The 19183-nt window shown below is 44.7% G+C and carries 18 protein-coding genes; 8 read left to right on the forward strand and 10 right to left on the reverse strand.

The genetic code is table 11. From position 1 onward, the window contains the following. Nucleotides 1-387 precede the first annotated feature (387 nt). Complete coding sequence (locus AAEU32_RS14580; RefSeq protein WP_421971263.1) at nt 388-711, reverse strand: hypothetical protein; 324 nt, start codon at nt 709-711, stop codon at nt 388-390. Nucleotides 712-1505: 794 nt separating this feature from the next. Between AAEU32_RS14580 and AAEU32_RS14585 the strand changes: the two genes are divergently transcribed. From AAEU32_RS14585 to AAEU32_RS14600, 4 genes are all read left to right on the forward strand, one after another. After that, complete coding sequence (locus AAEU32_RS14585) at nt 1506-2699, forward strand: multidrug effflux MFS transporter (RefSeq protein ID WP_421971264.1); 1194 nt, start codon at nt 1506-1508, stop codon at nt 2697-2699. Between the two features lie 235 nt (nt 2700-2934). Further along, a complete protein-coding gene (locus tag AAEU32_RS14590) occupies nt 2935-4764 on the forward strand; it encodes a S8 family serine peptidase (protein WP_421971265.1) in 1830 nt (609 codons plus the stop codon). Nucleotides 4765-4894: 130 nt separating this feature from the next. After that, nucleotides 4895-5530, forward strand: coding sequence for a LysE family translocator (locus tag AAEU32_RS14595; RefSeq protein WP_421971266.1), 636 nt, complete (start codon nt 4895-4897; stop codon nt 5528-5530). Between the two features lie 31 nt (nt 5531-5561). Continuing rightward, a complete protein-coding gene (locus AAEU32_RS14600; protein ID WP_421971267.1) occupies nt 5562-6026 on the forward strand; it encodes a methylglyoxal synthase in 465 nt (154 codons plus the stop codon). Here the strand turns inward: AAEU32_RS14600 and AAEU32_RS14605 are convergent. From AAEU32_RS14605 to AAEU32_RS14625, 5 genes are all read right to left on the reverse strand, one after another. Then, nucleotides 6016-6858, reverse strand: coding sequence for a DNA ligase (locus tag AAEU32_RS14605; protein WP_421971268.1), 843 nt, complete (start codon nt 6856-6858; stop codon nt 6016-6018). The two genes, AAEU32_RS14600 and AAEU32_RS14605, sit on opposite strands and share 11 nt — an antisense overlap. Before the next feature lie 75 nt (nt 6859-6933). Then, nucleotides 6934-7584: an HAD family hydrolase gene (locus AAEU32_RS14610; RefSeq protein WP_421971269.1), complete on the reverse strand. Its 651-nt coding sequence runs from the start codon at nt 7582-7584 to the stop codon at nt 6934-6936. 53 nt (nt 7585-7637) lie between these two features. After that, nucleotides 7638-7928 carry a hypothetical protein gene (locus AAEU32_RS14615; RefSeq protein WP_421971270.1) on the reverse strand — a complete coding sequence of 97 codons (291 nt, stop codon included), beginning with the start codon at nt 7926-7928 and terminating at the stop codon, nt 7638-7640. Between the two features lie 105 nt (nt 7929-8033). Further along, nucleotides 8034-10316, reverse strand: a complete 2283-nt coding sequence (locus AAEU32_RS14620; RefSeq protein ID WP_421971271.1) for a TonB-dependent receptor — start codon at nt 10314-10316, stop codon at nt 8034-8036. A 460-nt stretch (nt 10317-10776) separates the two neighbouring features. After that, nucleotides 10777-12378, reverse strand: coding sequence for a mechanosensitive ion channel family protein (locus tag AAEU32_RS14625; protein ID WP_421971272.1), 1602 nt, complete (start codon nt 12376-12378; stop codon nt 10777-10779). A gap of 142 nt (nt 12379-12520) precedes the next feature. On the opposite strand from AAEU32_RS14625, the gene AAEU32_RS14630 reads away from it, so the two are divergent. Then, entirely contained in the window at nt 12521-13798 is a 1278-nt protein-coding gene (locus tag AAEU32_RS14630; RefSeq protein WP_421971273.1) for a Xaa-Pro dipeptidase, read from the forward strand. 11 nt (nt 13799-13809) lie between these two features. Then, nucleotides 13810-14367, forward strand: a complete 558-nt coding sequence (locus AAEU32_RS14635; protein ID WP_421971274.1) for an HdeD family acid-resistance protein — start codon at nt 13810-13812, stop codon at nt 14365-14367. A 59-nt stretch (nt 14368-14426) separates the two neighbouring features. Here AAEU32_RS14635 and AAEU32_RS14640 read toward each other — a convergent pair whose 3' ends face one another. The 3 genes from AAEU32_RS14640 to AAEU32_RS14650 form a co-directional block, all read right to left on the reverse strand. Then, the gene (locus AAEU32_RS14640) at nt 14427-14999 is read right to left on the reverse strand and encodes a MiaE family protein (RefSeq protein ID WP_421971275.1); all 573 of its coding nucleotides are present in this window, start codon (nt 14997-14999) and stop codon (nt 14427-14429) included. A 55-nt stretch (nt 15000-15054) separates the two neighbouring features. Further along, the gene (locus tag AAEU32_RS14645) at nt 15055-15696 is read right to left on the reverse strand and encodes a sulfotransferase family protein (protein ID WP_421971276.1); all 642 of its coding nucleotides are present in this window, start codon (nt 15694-15696) and stop codon (nt 15055-15057) included. Between the two features lie 186 nt (nt 15697-15882). Next, nucleotides 15883-16578, reverse strand: a complete 696-nt coding sequence (locus AAEU32_RS14650; RefSeq protein WP_421971277.1) for a LiaF domain-containing protein — start codon at nt 16576-16578, stop codon at nt 15883-15885. 380 nt (nt 16579-16958) lie between these two features. Here AAEU32_RS14650 and AAEU32_RS14655 point away from each other — a divergent pair, with 380 nt between their 5' ends. Together AAEU32_RS14655 and AAEU32_RS14660 are read left to right on the forward strand one after the other, a co-directional pair. Further along, nucleotides 16959-17969: a GGDEF domain-containing protein gene (locus AAEU32_RS14655; RefSeq protein ID WP_421971278.1), complete on the forward strand. Its 1011-nt coding sequence runs from the start codon at nt 16959-16961 to the stop codon at nt 17967-17969. A gap of 186 nt (nt 17970-18155) precedes the next feature. Further along, the gene (locus AAEU32_RS14660; RefSeq protein WP_421971279.1) at nt 18156-18587 is read left to right on the forward strand and encodes a CBS domain-containing protein; all 432 of its coding nucleotides are present in this window, start codon (nt 18156-18158) and stop codon (nt 18585-18587) included. On the opposite strand, the gene AAEU32_RS14665 is transcribed toward AAEU32_RS14660, so the two are convergent. Beyond that, nucleotides 18577-19161 (reverse strand): dienelactone hydrolase family protein, encoded by a 585-nt coding sequence (locus tag AAEU32_RS14665; RefSeq protein WP_421971280.1) that lies wholly within the window; start codon nt 19159-19161, stop codon nt 18577-18579. The two genes, AAEU32_RS14660 and AAEU32_RS14665, sit on opposite strands and share 11 nt — an antisense overlap. Nucleotides 19162-19183 lie beyond the last annotated feature (22 nt).

Below are 19183 nucleotides of genomic sequence, written 5' to 3' on the forward strand. Positions count from 1 at the left end.
TGATATTGCAGGTAAATATAGTCGCTGTATAAGCTACTTGCGCTTGATTAGACACCCCATTGGTGCGCATTAAGAATGAGCAAAATTGTTTACACCTTAGTTGAGCCTGAAACTAACTGGAGCCACGAGCCAACTGACTTGAATAGCGCCTTCTTAAGGTTAACCGATAAATGTCTAGTGCCCCTAACCACCATAAGGAATGGCAGAGTTAGGCAGTGATGAGATCACAATAAGAGAGCCTCTATATGTGTTTGCCGTAAGCAATTTATTTAACGGCCACAATGACAGAGCGAAGTAGATTATTTTGCTGATTGAAAAACAGTTAGCTGCCTATCGGCAGCTAAAAAAGATTCTATTGTTTATTTGACGGAAGAAGGTTCATATGTGTTAGGGGTACTGTGACACTTGATAACCCATTAATTTTATCGTTTGTATTGTGTTATAAACCACTTTGTTTTTAGCTGATTTGTCAGCTTGAATGATAACAGTAACAGAATCACAAGATTGTTTAACCAATTGATACTTTGAACGAAGCAAACTCTCTGAAAATTGTGAACTGCCAATTGTTACTTGATTATCGTTTGAGATAGAAACCCAAATACTTCCCTCGGAAACAGCACCAGAACAAGTGATAATATCAGTTGGCTTTTCACTGCAACCAAGAGTTACAAAAATTAGTAAAGATAAAAAAATGAATTGGAGTTTTTGCACTTACTTTCCCTGTAACCCTAACATGTTTATAGCGAGCGAATCGCGCGTTTTTCTACTACGCTACCGCTCACTTTTCTGAATGATATATTTTTAACAGACTAGTTAACTTATTGCCAATATTATTAAAAATAGCTATTGCTCGTTTTTATCTTGCGACAAAAGCACGCGATTGGGTCGTTTTCCTGACTATGTGAGCGATTACGCTAAAACTGTCTTAATATACAGTGTTTGCATATTTTCAAAGGAATGAAAATGAAAACTCGCTCGCCTTATTTAAATTACATCGCAGACTACATGTTGTTCGCCTCACAGGAGCAATAATGGCAAACAGTCTTTGTGTCTCAGTTGAATTTGAGATACACCCTATGCTGTGAACGGATTACCAGTCAAAATTGCCGCCATCAAAGCCATATTTTTTGGCCGCTTCATCTATTTATGTGCGCTACAAACCACTTGCCCATAACCGGCGACATAAGTAGCATACAAGTTCAATAATCGAGTACAACACCGACACTCAGCTCCGTAACGGCAGTTGATTAGTGTTTTATAAGTCTCATTTTGAACGCCAATTTTATAAGGGATCTCAAATTGAGTGGCAATTTCTTATTTTCTCGAATCTTCAACTTTTTGAATCAATACAATAGTGGCTGCCTGAGATTCTCAAATTAAGTGGCACTCGCTATTGATTCCAAGGCACAAGTGACGAGCACGCATTTAAAAGCGTTGCTTTTGCTGGCATCTAACCCGTTAGCTCCTTACAATACGCCTTTGCATTCCACCTTGTAGTAATAGCCGTGACACACACACCCGCACCTCAAACAAGTCAAAGTAAAACCCTTCTCGCCATGCTGATGCTGTTAGTGGTGTTTTGCCCACTTGCCATTGATATATATTTACCCGCTTTTGTAGTCATGGCCCAAGAGTTCAACGTGTCACAGCAGCATCTACAACAAACGGTGGCGGTGTTTATGCTAAGCGTTGGCTTAGGGCAACTGATAGCAGGCCCCCTTGCTGATAAAATTGGCCGCAAACCTGTGGCACTGTTTGGTATCAGCATCTACGCCCTCGCGGCTATCGCCTGTGCATTTGCAACCAGCCTCCCTTGGCTTTTAGCAGCACGTGCACTGCAAGGGTTAGGCGCATGTGCCACATTTGTTGCAGCGTTTGCCATAGTGCGAGATGTATTCGGCCCTAAGCGCAGTGGTCAAATGCTCACTTATTTAAATGGCATAGTCTGCTTTATACCTGCATTAGCGCCTATTTTAGGGGCGTGGTTAACGCTCACATTCAACTGGCAAAGCAACTTTGTATTCATGGTTCTATGGGCTGTAATAGGGGCTATTGTAACTTTTTTCTTCTACCGTGAAACACGCCCGCAAGACAGTCATTATCAAGGGCACTTATTCGATTTACGACGCTTCGTACCCATACTGCGCAATCCGACTTTCGTCTTCAATGCCAGCATTGCTATGCTCACCATGAGTTCAATTTTAATGTTCGTTACCACCGCGCCGGGATGGATTATTGAACACCTAAACCGAGGAATTGAATCCTTTACCGTGTGGTTTGCAATTAATGGGGCTATTAGCGTGATTGCATGCTTTGTAGCTCCTCAGCTGATCAAACGCTCGTCACGCGTTGCTCTGTTATTTGGTCTGACATTACTTATTGGTAGCGCAGTCGCTTTAGTCTTGGGTAAAGACAGCCAAGATCCAGGGGCACTAATGTACCCGATGTTTGTCTGCGCCCTTGGCTACGCACTTATCTTAGGCAGTGCAGCAGGCGCTGCACTTGCTCCGTTTGCGAAACAAGCAGGAACAGCATCAGCATTGATTGGCGTAATGCAAATGAGTGGTGCGGGTGCGTTAGTACTGATCACTCAAAACTTACCATTTGCTACACCTGTGTTAATTGCGTTACATATAGCCATGCTCATTCCATTATGGTTATTGCTATTAACACCCAAAGGCCAAACCCTGCATAACTAACCCGGAAAAATGCACACAAAGTCGATATTTGTGCATTTTTTATGCACATCAAGAGCAACACCTTAGATAGATAGACACCCGCTTATAACTAAAGTACAGGACGCATAGACTTAATATTCTAAGTTTTTAAATAAAAAACCCAAAATAGGGATTGCGCTTTGTCACAAAAGTGGTAAGAATGTTAATCAATGTTAAACATGAGTTAACAATTTCCACTGTTACATCTGAGGTTTCTATGAAAAAAACAATAATTCGCAGCGCTGTTGCACTCGCTCTTTTAGGTGGCGCAACGCAGTCATTTGCTGCAGATGACCGCTATATCATCCAAGTTGACAACGATAAAAAAGGCGTAGTGAAAGCACTCGCTAAAAAACTTGGCGGTGATGTAAACATGGACGGTAACGGTTTCTTCGCTGCGACTTTCGCGGGTAAAGACCTAGCTACAGTAAAAGGATTACTGAACAACCCTCACGTTAAACTTGTCGAAGCTGATGAGCGTCGTTACGCAATGGGCGTATACAATGACGATCTAGGCGATCCAATGACACAGCAACTTACACCTTATGCTGTATACCAATCGCAAGCGGACCAAGTTGTTTTCAACGCGAACGCGGGCATGAAGGTATGTGTGATCGACTCAGGTCTTGACGCATCTAACCCTGACTTTAACTGGGGCGCTATCACAGGTGATAATGACTCAGGTACGGGTAACTGGTTCGACAATGGTGGCCCTCACGGTACACACGTAGCCGGTACCATTGGTGCAGCTGACAACAACATTGGTGTAATTGGTATGGCACCGGGTGTTGATATGCACATCATCAAAGTATTTAACGCAGAAGGCTGGGGCTACTCTTCAGACCTAGCTCACGCTGCAAATCTATGTTCACAAGCTGGCGCGAACATCATCAACATGAGTCTTGGTGGCGGTGGTTCGAACAGCACTGAATCAAACGCATTCGCTAACTTTAATGCAGCAGGCGGTCTTGTCGTAGCAGCAGCAGGTAACGATGGCAACAGCGTTCGTTCTTACCCTGCAGGTTACCCTTCAGTAATGATGATTGGTGCAAACGATGCTGACAACAACATCGCGAGCTTCTCACAGTTCCCAAGCTGTACATCAGGCCGTGGTAAAAACGTTACAGAAGACGAAACTATCTGTGTTGAAGTTACAGCAGGTGGTGTTGATACACTTTCTACTTACCCGGCGGGTATGGCAGCATTCGCTTCAGCATCAGCTGATGGCGTAGGCATCGAAGTATCGGCTATGGAGAACACAGGTTCTGCGTCTGGCGACCTTTACTTCATGGGTACAGCTGAAGCGACAGATGGCGGTGCAGCTGGCAAAGTATGTTTAATCGACCGTGGTGTTATCTCTTTCCACGACAAAGTTGCAAATTGTGAAGCCTCTGGTGGTGTTGGTGCTATCATCGTAAACAACGAACCAGGCATGCTTTACGGTACACTAGGTGACACTAACTCAACGTCTATCCCAGCAGTAGGTACTGCACAAGAAGACCGTGCAGCGCTTATGGCTTCGACAAGTGCTACTATCACTATCTCTGGTAGCGACTACGGCTACATGAGCGGTACATCAATGGCAACTCCAGCGGTAGCAGGTCTTGCGGCTCTAGTATGGTCAAATCACCCAGAGTGTACAGGTCAAGAAATTCGTGCAGCACTTAAAGCGACTGCATCAGATGCAGGTGCAGCGGGTAAAGACGTGTACTTCGGTTACGGTATCGTTAAAGCTGCTGACGCTGACGCTTACCTAACAGCAAATGGCTGTGGTGGTGACGGCGGTAACGGTGGCGGCACAGGTGGTGCTGACGTATCACTTGACGCAACAGGTTATAAGTCACGCGGCAATGCATTCGTAGACTTAAACTGGTCTGGTGCTTCAACATCAAACGTTGATATTTTCCGTAACGGTGCAAAAGTCGCAACGGTTGCTAACAACAATGCATACACTGACAGCCTAGGTAAAACATCTGGCAGCTTCGGGTACCAAGTATGTGAAGAGAACGGCACAGTATGCTCTGCAACTGTTACTGTTAACTTCTAATATACGGTGAGTTGACTAATAAAGCGGGCATTTGCCCGCTTTATTGCTTTTACTAACCGTTGCAGCTCTTTATTGTTCTATACCAAGGTGCTACCCTGTGCCCCTTTAGCCACAGCAACACACAACCTTCATGCTCAACCCTGAATTATTGCTTTCCTTCCTTGGTGCTAGCTTTCTCATTGCCGTCGGTCCTGGTCCGTCAAATGCCTTTTTAATGGCGCAAACATTTGCTAATGGCCGCAAAGCGGGTATGCACTGTGCTATTGGATTTGCATTGGGTGGCGTCGTGCACACATTGTTTGCAGTTGTTGGTCTTTCCGCACTGTTAAAAACGTCGCAAACGGCCTACACCATAGTGCAATACTTGGGCGCTTGTTACCTTGGCTATTTGGGTGTTATAACGCTTTGGCAAACATGGCAAAATAGTTCAAGCCAAGAGTGTGAAGACAAACCACATGTGCAAGTAAATAAGCAAAGCCCATTATTTCAAGCGCTAATGACCGAGGTACTCAACCCTAAAGTCGCGCTGTTTTTCATTGCCTTCATCCCCCAGTTTGTAGACCCCACATTATCGACTTCAACAACAATGCAATTGGCAATATTTGGCTTGCTCTACCCTATTCTTGCCTTTCCCATTGATTGCACATACATCTACTTTGGCGACAAAATCGCACAATACTTCAAACGGCATCCTAGCGCACAATTGTGGATTGACCGCCTCACAGGCGCTATTTTTATTGCGCTGGCTATCAACCTATTGTTATAAATGTTCAAAATCGCCAACTAGAAACGTATTTATGGATCACAAAGCCCAACCTTTACCAGCACAAAAAACCATTGCGCTGGTTGCTCATGATGGCAAGAAGAACGCCTTAATAAAATGGTGTCAACGTCATAAACAAGAACTCAGTTCACACACTCTTTACGGTACAGGCACTACTGGGCTACTGATAGAAAAAGAAGCGGGATTAGTGGTGAATAAACTACTCAGTGGTCCTATGGGTGGCGACCAGCAGCTGGGTGCAAAAATAGCCGAGCACGATATTCATATGCTGGTATTTTTCTGGGATCCGTTGTCATCACAACCTCACGACCCGGATGTAAAAGCGTTGCTGCGCCTAGCAGCAGTTTGGAACATCCCCGTTGCCTGTAATGAGGCGACCGCTGATATGCTGCTCGCTTCTCGTTTTATGCAAACACCATTACCGCGAGATTTACCCGATTACGAAAAATACCTCGCCGAGCGCACTCTTACTCTTTAGGCGCCAGCGTGCTGAGATCACGAATACGCTCAAAAGCTGCAAAACGGGGCAATCCATTTTTGGTAAGCCCCTGATAGGTGTAAGTGATAGTTGCTCCCACTGGCGGAGGTGTCGCACGCTGTGCATCGCTAAAGCCAGTGCCAATTTTAAAACGCTGGCCTGAGCTATTTTGAACGATTAGCGCGCCCATCATCCCTTGGTACTTGCCTTTACCCTCTTGATAACCGACTACCACGGCTTCTGCATCATGTTTTACTTTGATTTTAATAAGATGCTCACGACTTCCTGCGCTAAACGGTGCGTCAGCACGATGTAGCATTAATCCTTCGCCCCCTTTTGCAATAATGTCACTGAGCCACGCATCTAACTCGCCCTGGCTGCTGAGTTGGCGCTGCTCAATTGCTTCTAGGTATTCTGAATCACAATCGTCAATCTGTGCTAGATAATGTTGATAACGCTCACGAAACGGCTCAGAGGAAGGGGCATCAAATACCATAAAGCGGATTTTGCGCCATTGTGCATCATTGGCAACATCATCCAACACCGTATTAGCAACAAGATTGAACTGTCCACGCCCTGCAAACAATTCACCATCTAGGCGTTGATGTGGCCAATGCAGTGTAAACCAATTGGGTACTGTTAGTATTTTCCCGCCGCGGGTAACGAGCTTACCCTGCATCCATGTCGCTCGAATACCATCTAGCTTCTCTGATGCTAGATAGGCACTAAGCTCGACATCCCCATCCAATGGCTTTGCTGATTCTATGTCAGGTGCGGTGGCAATCACCGAAGTGCATTGCAACCATAACCATAGCAATAATAGTAAGCGCATAAACACATCCTTATGTTTTCGGCAAGTGCGACTGCACGCTCGCCGAGGGCCCTTACTGGTAGTTTAGTTCCTTTTTTAGGGTTTTGTCAGTGTTGCATACATTTTCTTTAAATCTGAAAACACCCCATCAACATGAGTAAAGTCTTGCTCCTGGGTGTACTTGTTAGGGACCACATAAACACTCAAAGCTGCATCTTTTGCAGAGCGCGAGCCTGTATATGTGTCTTCAATTGCCAGCGCATTATAAGGTTGCACTCCTAAACGCGATAGCGCTAAGCGGTAGGGCTCGGGGTGTGGTTTAGGATTGTGGACATCATCTTTGGTCACAATCGTCTTAAATAGATGGGTAAAACCATAGCCTTCCAATATAGGCGTTACTTCGTCACGGGTGCTACCTGTGACTAAAGCAAGCGTGAAACCATCGTTATGTGCTTGCGAAAGTACCTGCTCAACATGGGGTAACAGTGGCGGTAAAACGTGTACCGCAATCTGGGTAAACAACGCATTTTTTTGAGCCGCGAGATCCTTCCCGTCAGCATCTAAGGCATATTTTTGCACCATGTCAAAAGCGCTAGCCAGTGTAGGTCGGCCCGAATATTGGCGGCAAAAGCTCTCTTCTTCTAGTTCAATAGCAAATGGCGCGAGTACCTGAGCCCAACATTGGAAATGCAACACTTCTGAATCAACGAGCGTGCCGTCAAAATCAAATAACAAGGTATTTATCATGTTCTTCCCCGCATTATGAAGACACAAAAAAAGCGCTCAAAAGCGCTTTTAAATTAACTTGCTGTTGGCGGCTCTGCCGTTGCCGGCTCACCGCTTTCAATCTCAACTAGTTCATAGCCTCGCGCTTGACGCTCAACTTTAAGAATAGGTTTGTCGAATGCACTTTTTAAACGCTCTGCATCGGCTTGTAACTCTTCTAGAGTACGACCAAAAGGTGCTGCACCTGTTTCTGACCAGTTGCTTACGCGGCCGTTTGCTGTGTATTCAACTTCATGAATTTGATAAAGCGGCTCTTTGCCCTGCTCTTCCGCTAAAATTACGCGGTAATTCCAAAATCCTGACATGCTTGTGCTCTCGCAAAATAACAAAGTGGTACTTTATCAGCTCGACACGCTGATATAAATGAAAAAACCCGCCATCAAGGCGGGTTTTTAGTATCATCGTTCGACTTAGAAGAAGTTCACTTTGAACTCTGCGCCGAAGAAACGAGGTTCGTTTACGATTGCAGTATTGTTACTGAAATCTACACCACCGATGAATACACGCTCATCCGTGATGTTACGAGCGAAAGCAGCAACTTCGAACTCATTGCCGTCTTGGTACCATTTATAACCAGTACGTAGACCGCCTTCGAATAACGCTTCACCTTCAAACTCAACTGACTCGTACAAGAAGAAGTCAATTTCGCTACGGTATGACCAATCAGTGTAAGCGTAGAACTCACCGTCACCTAGCTCTGCTGTGTAACGTAGTGTGAAGTTAGCAATCCACTCTGGTGCGTGTGGAAGGCTGTTACCGTCTAGGCTGTAACCTTGGTCAGTAAGAGGATCTGTCACTGTACATGCGAAACAACCTGGTGAGAACAAGTCATTGTCTTGTAGCTCTGTGTTGTTGTAGCTGAAGTTGAACATCGCATCGATGTTATCAGTTAGTACCCACTCAGTATCTACTTCTAAACCGTAACCTACTGTTTTGTCAGCATTAAGAAGACGTGCGAAGTTACCTGAGTCACCACCTACAGCAGTAAGCTGTTGATCGTCCATTTGATAGTAGAATACGGTTGCGTTAATACGACCACGGCCATCAAGAACGTCTGATTTAATACCCGCTTCGATTGAGTTGATAGTTTCTGAATCAGCAACTGTTACCTCATCACCGAATAGAATACGACCTTGAACACTTGGAGCACGGAAACCGTTTGCTGCACGAGCAAACAAGTTAATGTCGTCGCTGTATTTATACGCAAGCGCTAAGTCCCAAGAAACGTGGCTATCATCTGGAGATACAGACTTAGTCAAGTTAGCTACCGTGTCGCCTTTGTTGGCAAAACGAGATGCTGTGAAATCACGCTCATCGTTTGAGTAACGAAGACCAGCAGAAAGCTCAAGCTTATCAGTTACTTGATATTCACCTGATGCGAACACAGCCCATGCTGTTGTATCTTGATCTTGGCGAACATAACCGATAGGGAATTCAAAACCTAGACCATCCCAACCGTATGTTTCAATTACTTGCTCTTCGCTGTAATAGAAAGCACCAACTTGGTAGTTGAAGTCGCTAGCAAAGTTACTTGCTAAACGGATTTCTTGAGTGATTTGGTCATGCTCTGGCAGTGCATCTGCAGTTTCAGACGCCAAGAAGATAAAGCCAGGGCCCATTTCTTCAGTAGGGCAACCAGGAACAAAGTTGTTACCACAACCGAAACCACCGTCTACGTCTGCACGAGAGAAGATCTCAGCGCTTTCCCAGCCTGTGATTGAAGTCAAAGTGTGGTTCTCAAGGTCAAACTCAAGTGTCAAGCTTGCACCTTGGCTCTCTACATTTTGAGTAGAGAATTGAATTGTGTCGTGGTAAGTCACTTCAGGATCAAAACCCGGACGAGGGTTGTTAGTGCCTGACTCAATCGCATTTGCATGGAATACGATTGGCTTACCATTTAGGTCACGTGTGTGGTAGTTGAATAATGCGCTGAATGCGTCTTGCTCATATAAGAACTGAACACGTGCTGCAGTTTCTTGATAACCACCTGTGGCGTCATCGATGAAGTTGTTTGGTGCGCGGTTATCAATGTAGTTATCGCGTTGTTGGCGAAGTACAGAAACACGTGCAGATAGGTTGTCCGTAAGACCTGTGCTTAGTGCACCTTCAAAATCGATTGAGTTAAATGAACCGTATGAAGCAGCTGCGTAGCCCTCTAGCTCTTGAGTAGGACGAGCTGAGTCAATTTTTACCAAACCAGCTGGTGTGTTACGACCGAATAACGTGCCTTGTGGGCCACGTAATACTTCGATGCGAGCAACGTCAAATACAGGGAAGCCTTTAAGAATCGGGCTCTCTTGTACAACGTCGTCTACTACTAATGAAACAGGCTGTGACGCGTTCAAATCGAAATCGGCGTTACCTAGGCCACGTACATAAAAACGTGGGAAAGTACGACCAAATGAAGACTCAACAGTCAAGCTTGGAATTTTCGCGTTTAAGAAACGGATGTCCATACCAGCTGAGCTGTATGCTTCTAGGTTGTCGCCCTGTACAGCAGAAGCAGCAACAGGAACTTCCTGTGCGTTTTCAACACGTTTACGAGCAGTGATTTGAATTACTTCAAGAGAGTTGTCTTTCGCGGCTGGACCTTGTTGTTCAGCAGCGGTAGATGTGAATGCAGTACCTGCAGCAGCAGAGAACAGCGTTGCTTTAATTAAGTTAGCAATCGCAGTACGTTTCATCGCTTTCATGTCGGATTTAACCCTTAAATTGTACTCTTTTGTTCAACGGTAGATATGTAGCGCCCTATCACCTGGCAGAATGCTCAATTTTTCGCGTATCCACGCGGACCTTAAATTTGAGAGTACAAGCACAAATAAAAGGCTGAGCATTACGGTGGCGAAGTATAGCATTTAAAACGGCATTTTCTTCATTTTTATGTCATTTTTTTGCAACATTTCACTTCATTTAACAGCATGATTGAGAAATATTATGCATTTTAAGCGCAACTAAGGACATTTGTCCTTTGGTATAAAAACAACCACTTTTTTTTCTATACCATTTTGAAATATAGACCTAACTAAAGAAAATAACACTCTCAATTTTAGGAACTTTAAATATTTTTTGCTTGTTTTTTAAACATTAGATGAGAACGTGTTGACCTTTTAGATATGAATTTTGTTCAAATCAAACCATAAATAACAACATGCCCTAATAATGTTCTGGGGCAGCTAACTTTATCCCTAGTTTTTCTATCAGTGCCAACATCGCCAAATTGAGTTCATCGTTGCGAGCCACATAAGTGTTAAAGTCCGTCGTTTCGAGATAGCCAAGTACATCAATATGTAAGCCTCGAGGCACAAAACCAACAAAGCGCACACGACAAGGCGAGTCACTAAAGTCATCTTGGCTTTGCAACAAAGATTTGAACTGGGTTTGGAACTGTGCAACTTGCTGTGATGTGGTATTGGAGTCAAATACACATTCAGGTCGATAGGCAATACGTTCTCTCTCAGAAATATTTTCCAACTCCATATCAACGAAACGCGCATTAGGAACATGAATCACAGAGCGATTAAGTGTACGAATACGCGTTGCCCGCAAACCAATCTCTTCTACCGTACCAAGCTGGTCGCCAAAACGGCATAACTGCCCTATTTTCACCGGTGCTGACGAGTACAAAGTAATAGCACCAATAATGTTTTCAACTGACTTTTGCGCTGCCAGAGCAACCGCTAAACCACCAATACCTAGGCCCGCAAGTAGGGTTGTAACGCTAAAGCCAAGATTTTCCAGCCACATGAACGAAGCAAAAATAACCACACTGATTTTTACTACATTTGCCAAGGGGCGAAGGAGATAAACAGCTTGATCATTACCGCGCTTTTGCAGCGCAATACCATAACGATAACGCACCACATCAACAAAGCGTACGGCAAACCATGTCCAGGCAATAATCAAGAGTGTTGCGCCCTCAAACAAGGCTTTGCTTGCCAGTGTCGAGTTGGCGTCCGAGGCAAAATAACGCGCTAAAATCACCCCTAGCAGCAAACATGCGGGGCCGCCTATCAAGGTTTTGAATTCTTGACTTAGGTCCGGTTTAAATTGTGAAAAGATACGTACAGCCAGTTGTGTAATGATAAAGGCGACAAACACAAACAACACAAAATTGGCGCTGTAATATACCCATTGCCACAGCTTAACACCAAGCAAGCTGCCATCAGGTAGGTGTTTATACAACCATTTCCCTGCCTGAGAGTATTCGTATTCATCGCGCAGCAACAGCAGATTATTAACAGTGGCGTTGGATATCTTCCAGATATAATTGTTGGCTTTATCACCGGGCACACGTTGCAATAAAATTTGCACCGGCCCTTGGGATGTTTTTATTTCCCCAACCAAATCACGATAGCTAGGCAAAAACTCCTCATTTTTACCTTTGGGGTGCGCACTTAATTGCTCTAAGTCCACCCATAGAGTGCGGTTGAGCACTAAAAACAGAATCTCAGCAAGCTGCTCTTCGCCGACCTCTCGCACTGCGTCGTTTACGTTGCGATAATCAAGGTAGTTACTGGCCAATGCAAAATCTTGCACCCTTGCTGCGTTGAGATAAGACTGCATGGTGCTGCGCGGCGTGCCTCGATTAAATTCATCGATGGGCATAGCATCATCTATTGTACTACTATCGGCAACTTGCTTGGTTTGAGTCTGTTGCTCTTCCTCACTATTGAGCAGATCCTTAACGGTTACTTGAGCTGTAGCGAAAGCAGAACCTGCAAAGATAAGGCATAAGATCCACACGGTGACGCGCATGTTTGGTTTCCATTTGTTGTTTTTAGGGACACTACCTAGCATAGCTAGTTAGCTTAAAAAGAGCACTCTTTATCGCGTAAAATTGCCACTAAAGCAGACACTTGCTAGATTGAATGCTCAACTTATTTAATCAAGGAACGTTATGTTCAAGCCTGCCTATTCTGTTATTAGTTGCGCACTGCTCGCGCTCTGTACACCGGCAATGAGTGCCACCTATGTCAAAGCCCAACAGATGCTCGATGTGAAAACGGGAAACATCGTCAAGGATGTTGTTGTTACTGTCGATAATGGCGTGATCACCGCATTAGATAAGCAATTGCCTACCAGTATCTCAGCACAAGATGTAGTCATTGATTTAGGGAGCAAAACATTACTACCAGGGCTGATGGATATGCACGTGCATCTCACTTCTGACCCCACAGTGCCACGCTCGGAGCGCTTCACACACTCAGCGCCACGCAAAGCGATTAAAGCAGCCTATTTTGCCCATAAAACCTTGTTAGCAGGCTTCACGACATTACGTAATGTTGGCGCAACAGGCTACAGCGTTATCGCACTTAGAGATGGTATTAATGCGGGGGATGTGCCTGGCCCACGTATTTGGGCTGCTGGCCCATCGCTGGGTGTTACTGGCGGGCACTGCGATAATAACCGCGTACCACCAGAGCTTAATTATCGCGCAGAGGGCGTAGCCGATGGTCCATGGGCTGTGCGTGCGAAGGTGCGTGAAAATATCAAATATGGTGCCAATGTAATCAAGTTCTGTGCAACTGGAGGGGTATTTTCCAAAGGCACTAAAGTGGGCATACAACAATATTCGCAAGAAGAGATGAATGCCCTGGTCGAAGAAGCGCATATGCGCGGCTTAACTGTGGCCGCTCATGCTCACGGCACCAGCGGCATCAAAGCGGCTATCTTAGCGGGAGTAGATAGTGTTGAGCATGTGTCATTTATTGATGATGAAGGCATCAAGATGGCAAAGAAATATGGCACTTGGCTCTCTATGGATATCTACAACACGGAGTACACCCTGACCTTTGGCGAACAAAATGGCGTGGCGCAAGAAAACCTCGATAAAGAGCGACAAGTATCAAAGCGCCAGCGCGACAGTTTTAGTCGTGCTGTAAAAGCAGGCGCGAACATGGTCTTTGGTACTGATGCTGCAATTTATCCTCATGGCGACAATGCAAAACAGTTCTCACGCATGGTTGAATTTGGCATGACGCCATTGCAAGCGCTGCAAAGCGCGACCATCAATTCAGCAAAATTATTGCGCGTTGAAGATTCATTAGGCCAGATAAAGCAAGGTTTTGCGGCTGACTTAATTGCCGTTGAAGGTAACCCACTTGAGGACATCACTGTGCTCGAAAGTGTTGACTTTGTCATGAAAGAGGGACAAGTTTATAAAAACACCCTGTAGAGATTAAAAACATGACACCCAACACCCATTTACCCCTTTATTGGCCGGTATTTATGATGCAAGGAGTTGCAGCGCTGATATTTAGCGCTGTGACATGGTTACTACCGCAAGCAACTCTTGGCGCTTTAATCGCTATTTTCGCTGCCTTTTTTATGTTCGATGGCGTATCGCGAGTCTGGTTGGCATTAAAGCAAAAGGATAGCTCACCCTATTGGTATCTGACCTTGATTGCGGGTGCTTTGGGTATCATTGCGGCCATTGTTACCGTTGCCATGCCACAACTGACTGCTATGGTAATGCTCTATTTAATTGCCTTTTGGGCAGTCGCCATTGGCGTTATGGAAATTGTTGCGGCCATCAAGCTGTCAAAGTACCTTGATGGCACCATGCTAGTGTTAATCAGCGGGATAATTTCTGTTGTCTTTGGCGGCTATTTGATGTTTAACCCCGGTCAAGGGATCCTCGCGGTACTGTGGCTAGTTGCCATTTATGCCTTTATCTTTGGCATTATCTTGTGTTGGTTAGGCTTTAAGATGCGCAGTCTACAAAAGCAAGGTGAGTCAGGTTAGATGAATATAAAAGGCTGGATATTCCAGCCTTTTTTGTGTGTGAGTTAAATCCTCAGTAATTAGTGCAACGCCGCTCTATTTGGCAACGAGGCACAAATTTGCGCCTCTCGTTTAATGACTTCTGCTAAGCGCGCATCCACTTCGGCTTTGTCGAAATATTCATATGCAAGTTCAACAAATAGATTCTTATGCTTTTCTTCTGACTTTGCGATAGCCGTGTAAAACTCTTTGTCTTTACCCGCTGGTAGCGCCTCGGCTATTAATGCAAAACGCTCATGTCCGCGTGCCTCAATCACTGCCGCAACTAACAATCTATCGAGCATGAACACTTCTTTACCGTGGCGAAACATACCGCGTAACTGGTTCACATACGCGTCTTTTTTGTCGTCGCCAAGATTCACGTCACGCTCTGTTAATAACTTAACCACTTGTTTGAAATGAATCATTTCTTCTAAGGCTAAATCAGTCATCGCCTTAACCAGTTTACGTTTATCTGGATAATGCGACAGCATAGATAACGCCATACCAGAGGCTTTTTTTTCAGCTGCGGCATGGTCTTGTAAAAAGGTATTAAAGTCAGCGAGGACTGCCTCGGTCCACTCTTTTGGAGTTTGAAATGCTAATTCGAACATAAGAATCACTTGATACTGAAATTGCCGCCATTGTACTTACACACAGTCGCAGATGCTAGTTTTGCCACCAGCTATCGAGATTATCCACTTTACCATTGCGTGTTGATTGCACCTTTAATGGGTGTTGAACGTCCTTCCACGCCATGACCTTATTCCCTTTGTTCAGATGAGCAAAGCCCTGCCCTGAGTTTTCAATACCAAGGAATTCGCAAAAGCGGTGATAATCTTCAGCACAACTTACATCAATTGCCAGCAAGCGCTGGGGCTGATCTGAAAACAAAGCCATAACCTCGTCATAATGACGCTGATAACACATCAATAAATGCGCTTCATCAGCAATGCTATGTTCATTTAAAGGAGCAAAAACCCGCTGATAACTTTGCTTTAATAAAGGGCTAAAACCACCTTGCTCACACAACAGGTTCTTGTGCATACGCGCCAACAAGCGTGTGATAGAGCCAAGCCACGCTTGTTCATCTCGACGCAGTAAAACAAATTTACTCTTAGGATAGCGCTTCGCTAAATAGTGGTAATGACTAAAACATGGGGTGTCGGCAATAAATTGTGCTTGCTCAAAGCACGCTTGAGTGTAAGCCGTATGAGCCGTTTTATATCCGCCCTCGAGCGCTGCAACACAGACACTCGTAGTGCCTGTTCGTGGTAAGCCGATAACAAAAATTTTCTCAAGGGCGCTCATTCGCAGCAACATCTTTAATTAAAAATGCCATTGTAACCTACTGTTGCCATGAAGTGAGCATATTACCCGTGGACAATAAAAAACGGCGATGAGCATAATACCACATCGCCATTTTTACCTACTGAATACTTAAAACACGTTAACCTTTGACGTATGAATTGTGTCAAAAGCAAAGATGAACACGCCCTAGTAATACTTGTTGTGGTCGTGGTCGTGTGAGCCATCGTCAAACAACGCTCGCATACTCTGCGCAAACGTTTTGAGTTTTTCTTTCATTGTGCGCTTCACACTTATCTCAAGGCTACCTAAAACCACACGACCGTGGATGATAATCTTCGGGCGTTGTGTGTCTGTTGTACGTGGACCAAGCGACACACGTTTGTTGGTTACTGAGCCTATGATATTTGTTGTCTGTGTGAGCACATCCACATTGTGTGGAACAAATATCTCATTACTGCCCAAAAGACAATTTAAGTGCACATGCACTTCCGGGTGAGTGAAGATAGCATTGCTAAAGTCCAACTCCGCGCTTCCAAGTACGTTTTTAAGATGAATGACTTGTGGCACAACCCAATCCCCACTACGATGATCTGAACTCAGTACCGTGGTAATACTCAAATCTTTGTCATCTTGCGAACTTTGCGTGTACTGCGGGCGCAATCGTGCTGCTTTTTCACTTTGGTAACGCGGGTCCGATTGCAGTGGTAAATCGGCCACCAGCGCGACTAACTGCTGCTGGTCATCACATTCATAAGCGCTGTCCAAACGGCGCTCAAATGCATCACTTGATAGCTCACCGTGACTGTAATTTAATATTAGTTGGTCTATTACTTCTTCTTTTACAACTTCTAACGGTCGGTCCTTTGCTGCCACAGCCATCATCTTTCTCCTCTATTTGGTCGATATAAACATAGCAACATCCACACCAACATTAAATACACTTTATAATCAGACAGTTAATTAAAAATAGAACGAATGCAAATTAGATAAACCACTACATTTACGCAATTATGACCACTTTTTAACAATTATCGCGATTGCCTATAAGATTGCAGTTCGTAGCCCCTCAACTACAATGAAGTCAACGTGATAAAGGCCATTACTACATGATTCATTTGCCTACCGTAATAGGGGTATCCACACTCTTAAATTGCTTTATAGGGTGTTTTTTGTTGTCGATATACTCCCAGCGACGACAACGCAGCTTTTTGTATTGGGGGTTATCTTGTTTAGTCTTTTCGCTGGCCGAGGTTACCGCCAGCATGCGCGTATTCATTGATTGGCCTCTATTGACCTATAGCTTTGCTGATCTGTTGATCATTAGCGCTCCCACGCTTGCCTTGTATGGTGTACTTTGGCACATTCGCCCAGAACAGCACGCAAGTTCACTCAAAGGTTTTGTATTGACATGTGCATTTGCCTTGGTGCTGTTGTCGCCTTACCTTGAACTCTCGCAAATTTTCACCAGTTTAGTAGTCACTTCGGTGTTTGCCGTTACTTCCTATCAGTTGCATAAAGCACGCGCTAACTCAAACATATACATTCTCATTTTAGGGGCGCTTTTTGCTCTGCACAGTGTATTAATGCTTATGCAAACTAGCTATTTAATCAGTATGTATGACCAAGGCACTACTGTTCAATCCAGTTATGTATTACACATTATTTTAACGATTCACTTGGTGCTAAGCACCTGCACTGCAATGGTTTTCCCCATGCTTTACTTTGTACGCTCAGAAGAAACCTTGATAAACCTCGCTAATTTTGATGCGCTGACCAATTTATACAATCGACGTGCCTTTTTTACTTTTGGAGAGCAGCGCATCAATGAATGTATCGAGAAGCAACACCCTATTGCAGTGATGATGATTGATGTTGATTTCTTCAAACTAGTAAATGACCAATATGGCCATGATGCTGGTGATGCTGCGCTCAAATGGGTCAGTAAAAATATTGCGCAACAAGTACGCAGTTCCGACATCGCGGCCCGTATCGGCGGTGAAGAATTTGCGGTACTGCTTGCCAATACCGACCACGAAACCGCCATACGAGTCGGACAACGTCTTCGCACGAGTATTTGTGACAATACCTTTCATTGGCGAGGCGACACAATCGCGTTGAGCATCAGCATTGGCGTGAATTGCCAGCCTTTTGCCAAAGGCGACATCAAACATATGTTGATGCAGGCTGATAAAGGCTTGTACATTGCCAAGCAAAATGGTCGTAACCGGCTGGTTGAATCGAGTGATGCGCAAACCCGCGTTGCGTTAAGCTAATTGAGAGTGTTGTTGGTACTTCACAGCCTCTCACTTGCGATTATCAAACACATACTCTTTGTGTTTCACCATTTTGATTGCGGCATGTATTTACCACTGCATTGTTGTATGAAGCTGGCAATTTCCCATATATGACTTATAACTCTATGTAGTTACTCCATATTTATTGATACACGACGAGATAACATGAAGCTGAGTGACATCATGAGCTCCCCGGTCGTTACTTGCGGCCCAGACGACACGTTACGTGTGGTTAGCGATATTTTTAAACGCACCCAGTTCCACCATATTTTAGTGACTGAGCAAAATGTACTTACCGGCGTGGTATCAGACAGAGACTTTCTCAAGGCTATAAGCCCCAACGTAGGTAAAGCATCCGCAACGCCAGCAGATAGGGCAACGCTCAATAAACGCGTCAGCCAAGTGATGAGCCACTCCCCTATCTCACTTACCACCCAAGCTAAGCTAATTGACGTGGTAACCCTATTCAATCAACACCGCATCTCCTGTGTGCCAATTATCGATGAGCAGCGCGCGCCAGTGGGTATCATCACGTGGCGTGATGTAATGCGCATCATGTTAGAAAAATACCAGCTAAAACAAAAACCTACCAGCTAAACAACGATAAGCACGCATTACTTGGTATCGCCTTTAACCCATGCATCACAGTATCATAAACCTGCTTATCAAAATTATCTGAGTGTGGATTCATAAACCCATGTAGCGCCTGTACACTGTGCACCTCGGTCTGCTTTTTTGTATCGAGTGTGGCCATCACCTCACTGACGTTAAAATGACGCTCTGTGTGAGCAAATATGATATTGGTAGTGACCTGAGGTTGCTTATCAAGTAGGTATCTGATTTGACCTGGATAAAAAAGCAAAGCTCCCGAAATCATTGGCAGGTCTGTGTGCGGCATATCACACACATACTGCCAAATTGCACTCGCCCCCGCACTGAATCCCAACAGCGAGACGGGCTGCTGAACCGCCATTAAGCTCTGTGCAATCTTTTCACTGTAACGTTGAATGCTCATGTGTTCACTGAAACACTGATAGGCACATTGCTCATTGGCAAAGTGCTGACATTTACCATCATAGGGATCAATAATGAGTTGCGCATCGAGTCCATCAGCCAATTGTTGTAATGCGTCTGTATATCCAAAAATGTCGCTGACTATTACCCGTTTCATTGTTTTACCTCACACTCCCTTA

It is taken from the genome of Pseudoalteromonas maris (assembly GCF_049257235.1).
Classification (GTDB): domain Bacteria; phylum Pseudomonadota; class Gammaproteobacteria; order Enterobacterales; family Alteromonadaceae; genus Pseudoalteromonas.

What these genes read in the sequence shown, in the direction of transcription:
- AAEU32_RS14665 (WP_421971280.1), bottom strand. Translation starts at nt 19,161, where the DNA reads ATGAAACGGGTAATAGTCAGCGACATTTTTGGATATACAGACGCATTA.
- AAEU32_RS14650 (WP_421971277.1), bottom strand. Translation starts at nt 16,578, where the DNA reads ATGATGGCTGTGGCAGCAAAGGACCGACCGTTAGAAGTTGTAAAAGAA.
- AAEU32_RS14615 (WP_421971270.1), bottom strand. Translation starts at nt 7,928, where the DNA reads ATGTCAGGATTTTGGAATTACCGCGTAATTTTAGCGGAAGAGCAGGGC.
- AAEU32_RS14595 (WP_421971266.1), top strand. Translation starts at nt 4,895, where the DNA reads ATGCTCAACCCTGAATTATTGCTTTCCTTCCTTGGTGCTAGCTTTCTC.
- AAEU32_RS14610 (WP_421971269.1), bottom strand. Translation starts at nt 7,584, where the DNA reads ATGATAAATACCTTGTTATTTGATTTTGACGGCACGCTCGTTGATTCA.
- AAEU32_RS14620 (WP_421971271.1), bottom strand. Translation starts at nt 10,316, where the DNA reads ATGAAAGCGATGAAACGTACTGCGATTGCTAACTTAATTAAAGCAACG.
- AAEU32_RS14625 (WP_421971272.1), bottom strand. Translation starts at nt 12,378, where the DNA reads ATGCGCGTCACCGTGTGGATCTTATGCCTTATCTTTGCAGGTTCTGCT.
- AAEU32_RS14640 (WP_421971275.1), bottom strand. Translation starts at nt 14,999, where the DNA reads ATGTTCGAATTAGCATTTCAAACTCCAAAAGAGTGGACCGAGGCAGTC.
- AAEU32_RS14605 (WP_421971268.1), bottom strand. Translation starts at nt 6,858, where the DNA reads ATGCGCTTACTATTATTGCTATGGTTATGGTTGCAATGCACTTCGGTG.
- AAEU32_RS14645 (WP_421971276.1), bottom strand. Translation starts at nt 15,696, where the DNA reads ATGAGCGCCCTTGAGAAAATTTTTGTTATCGGCTTACCACGAACAGGC.
- AAEU32_RS14660 (WP_421971279.1), top strand. Translation starts at nt 18,156, where the DNA reads ATGAAGCTGAGTGACATCATGAGCTCCCCGGTCGTTACTTGCGGCCCA.
- AAEU32_RS14655 (WP_421971278.1), top strand. Translation starts at nt 16,959, where the DNA reads ATGCGCGTATTCATTGATTGGCCTCTATTGACCTATAGCTTTGCTGAT.
- AAEU32_RS14635 (WP_421971274.1), top strand. Translation starts at nt 13,810, where the DNA reads ATGACACCCAACACCCATTTACCCCTTTATTGGCCGGTATTTATGATG.
- AAEU32_RS14600 (WP_421971267.1), top strand. Translation starts at nt 5,562, where the DNA reads ATGGATCACAAAGCCCAACCTTTACCAGCACAAAAAACCATTGCGCTG.
- AAEU32_RS14630 (WP_421971273.1), top strand. Translation starts at nt 12,521, where the DNA reads ATGTTCAAGCCTGCCTATTCTGTTATTAGTTGCGCACTGCTCGCGCTC.
- AAEU32_RS14590 (WP_421971265.1), top strand. Translation starts at nt 2,935, where the DNA reads ATGAAAAAAACAATAATTCGCAGCGCTGTTGCACTCGCTCTTTTAGGT.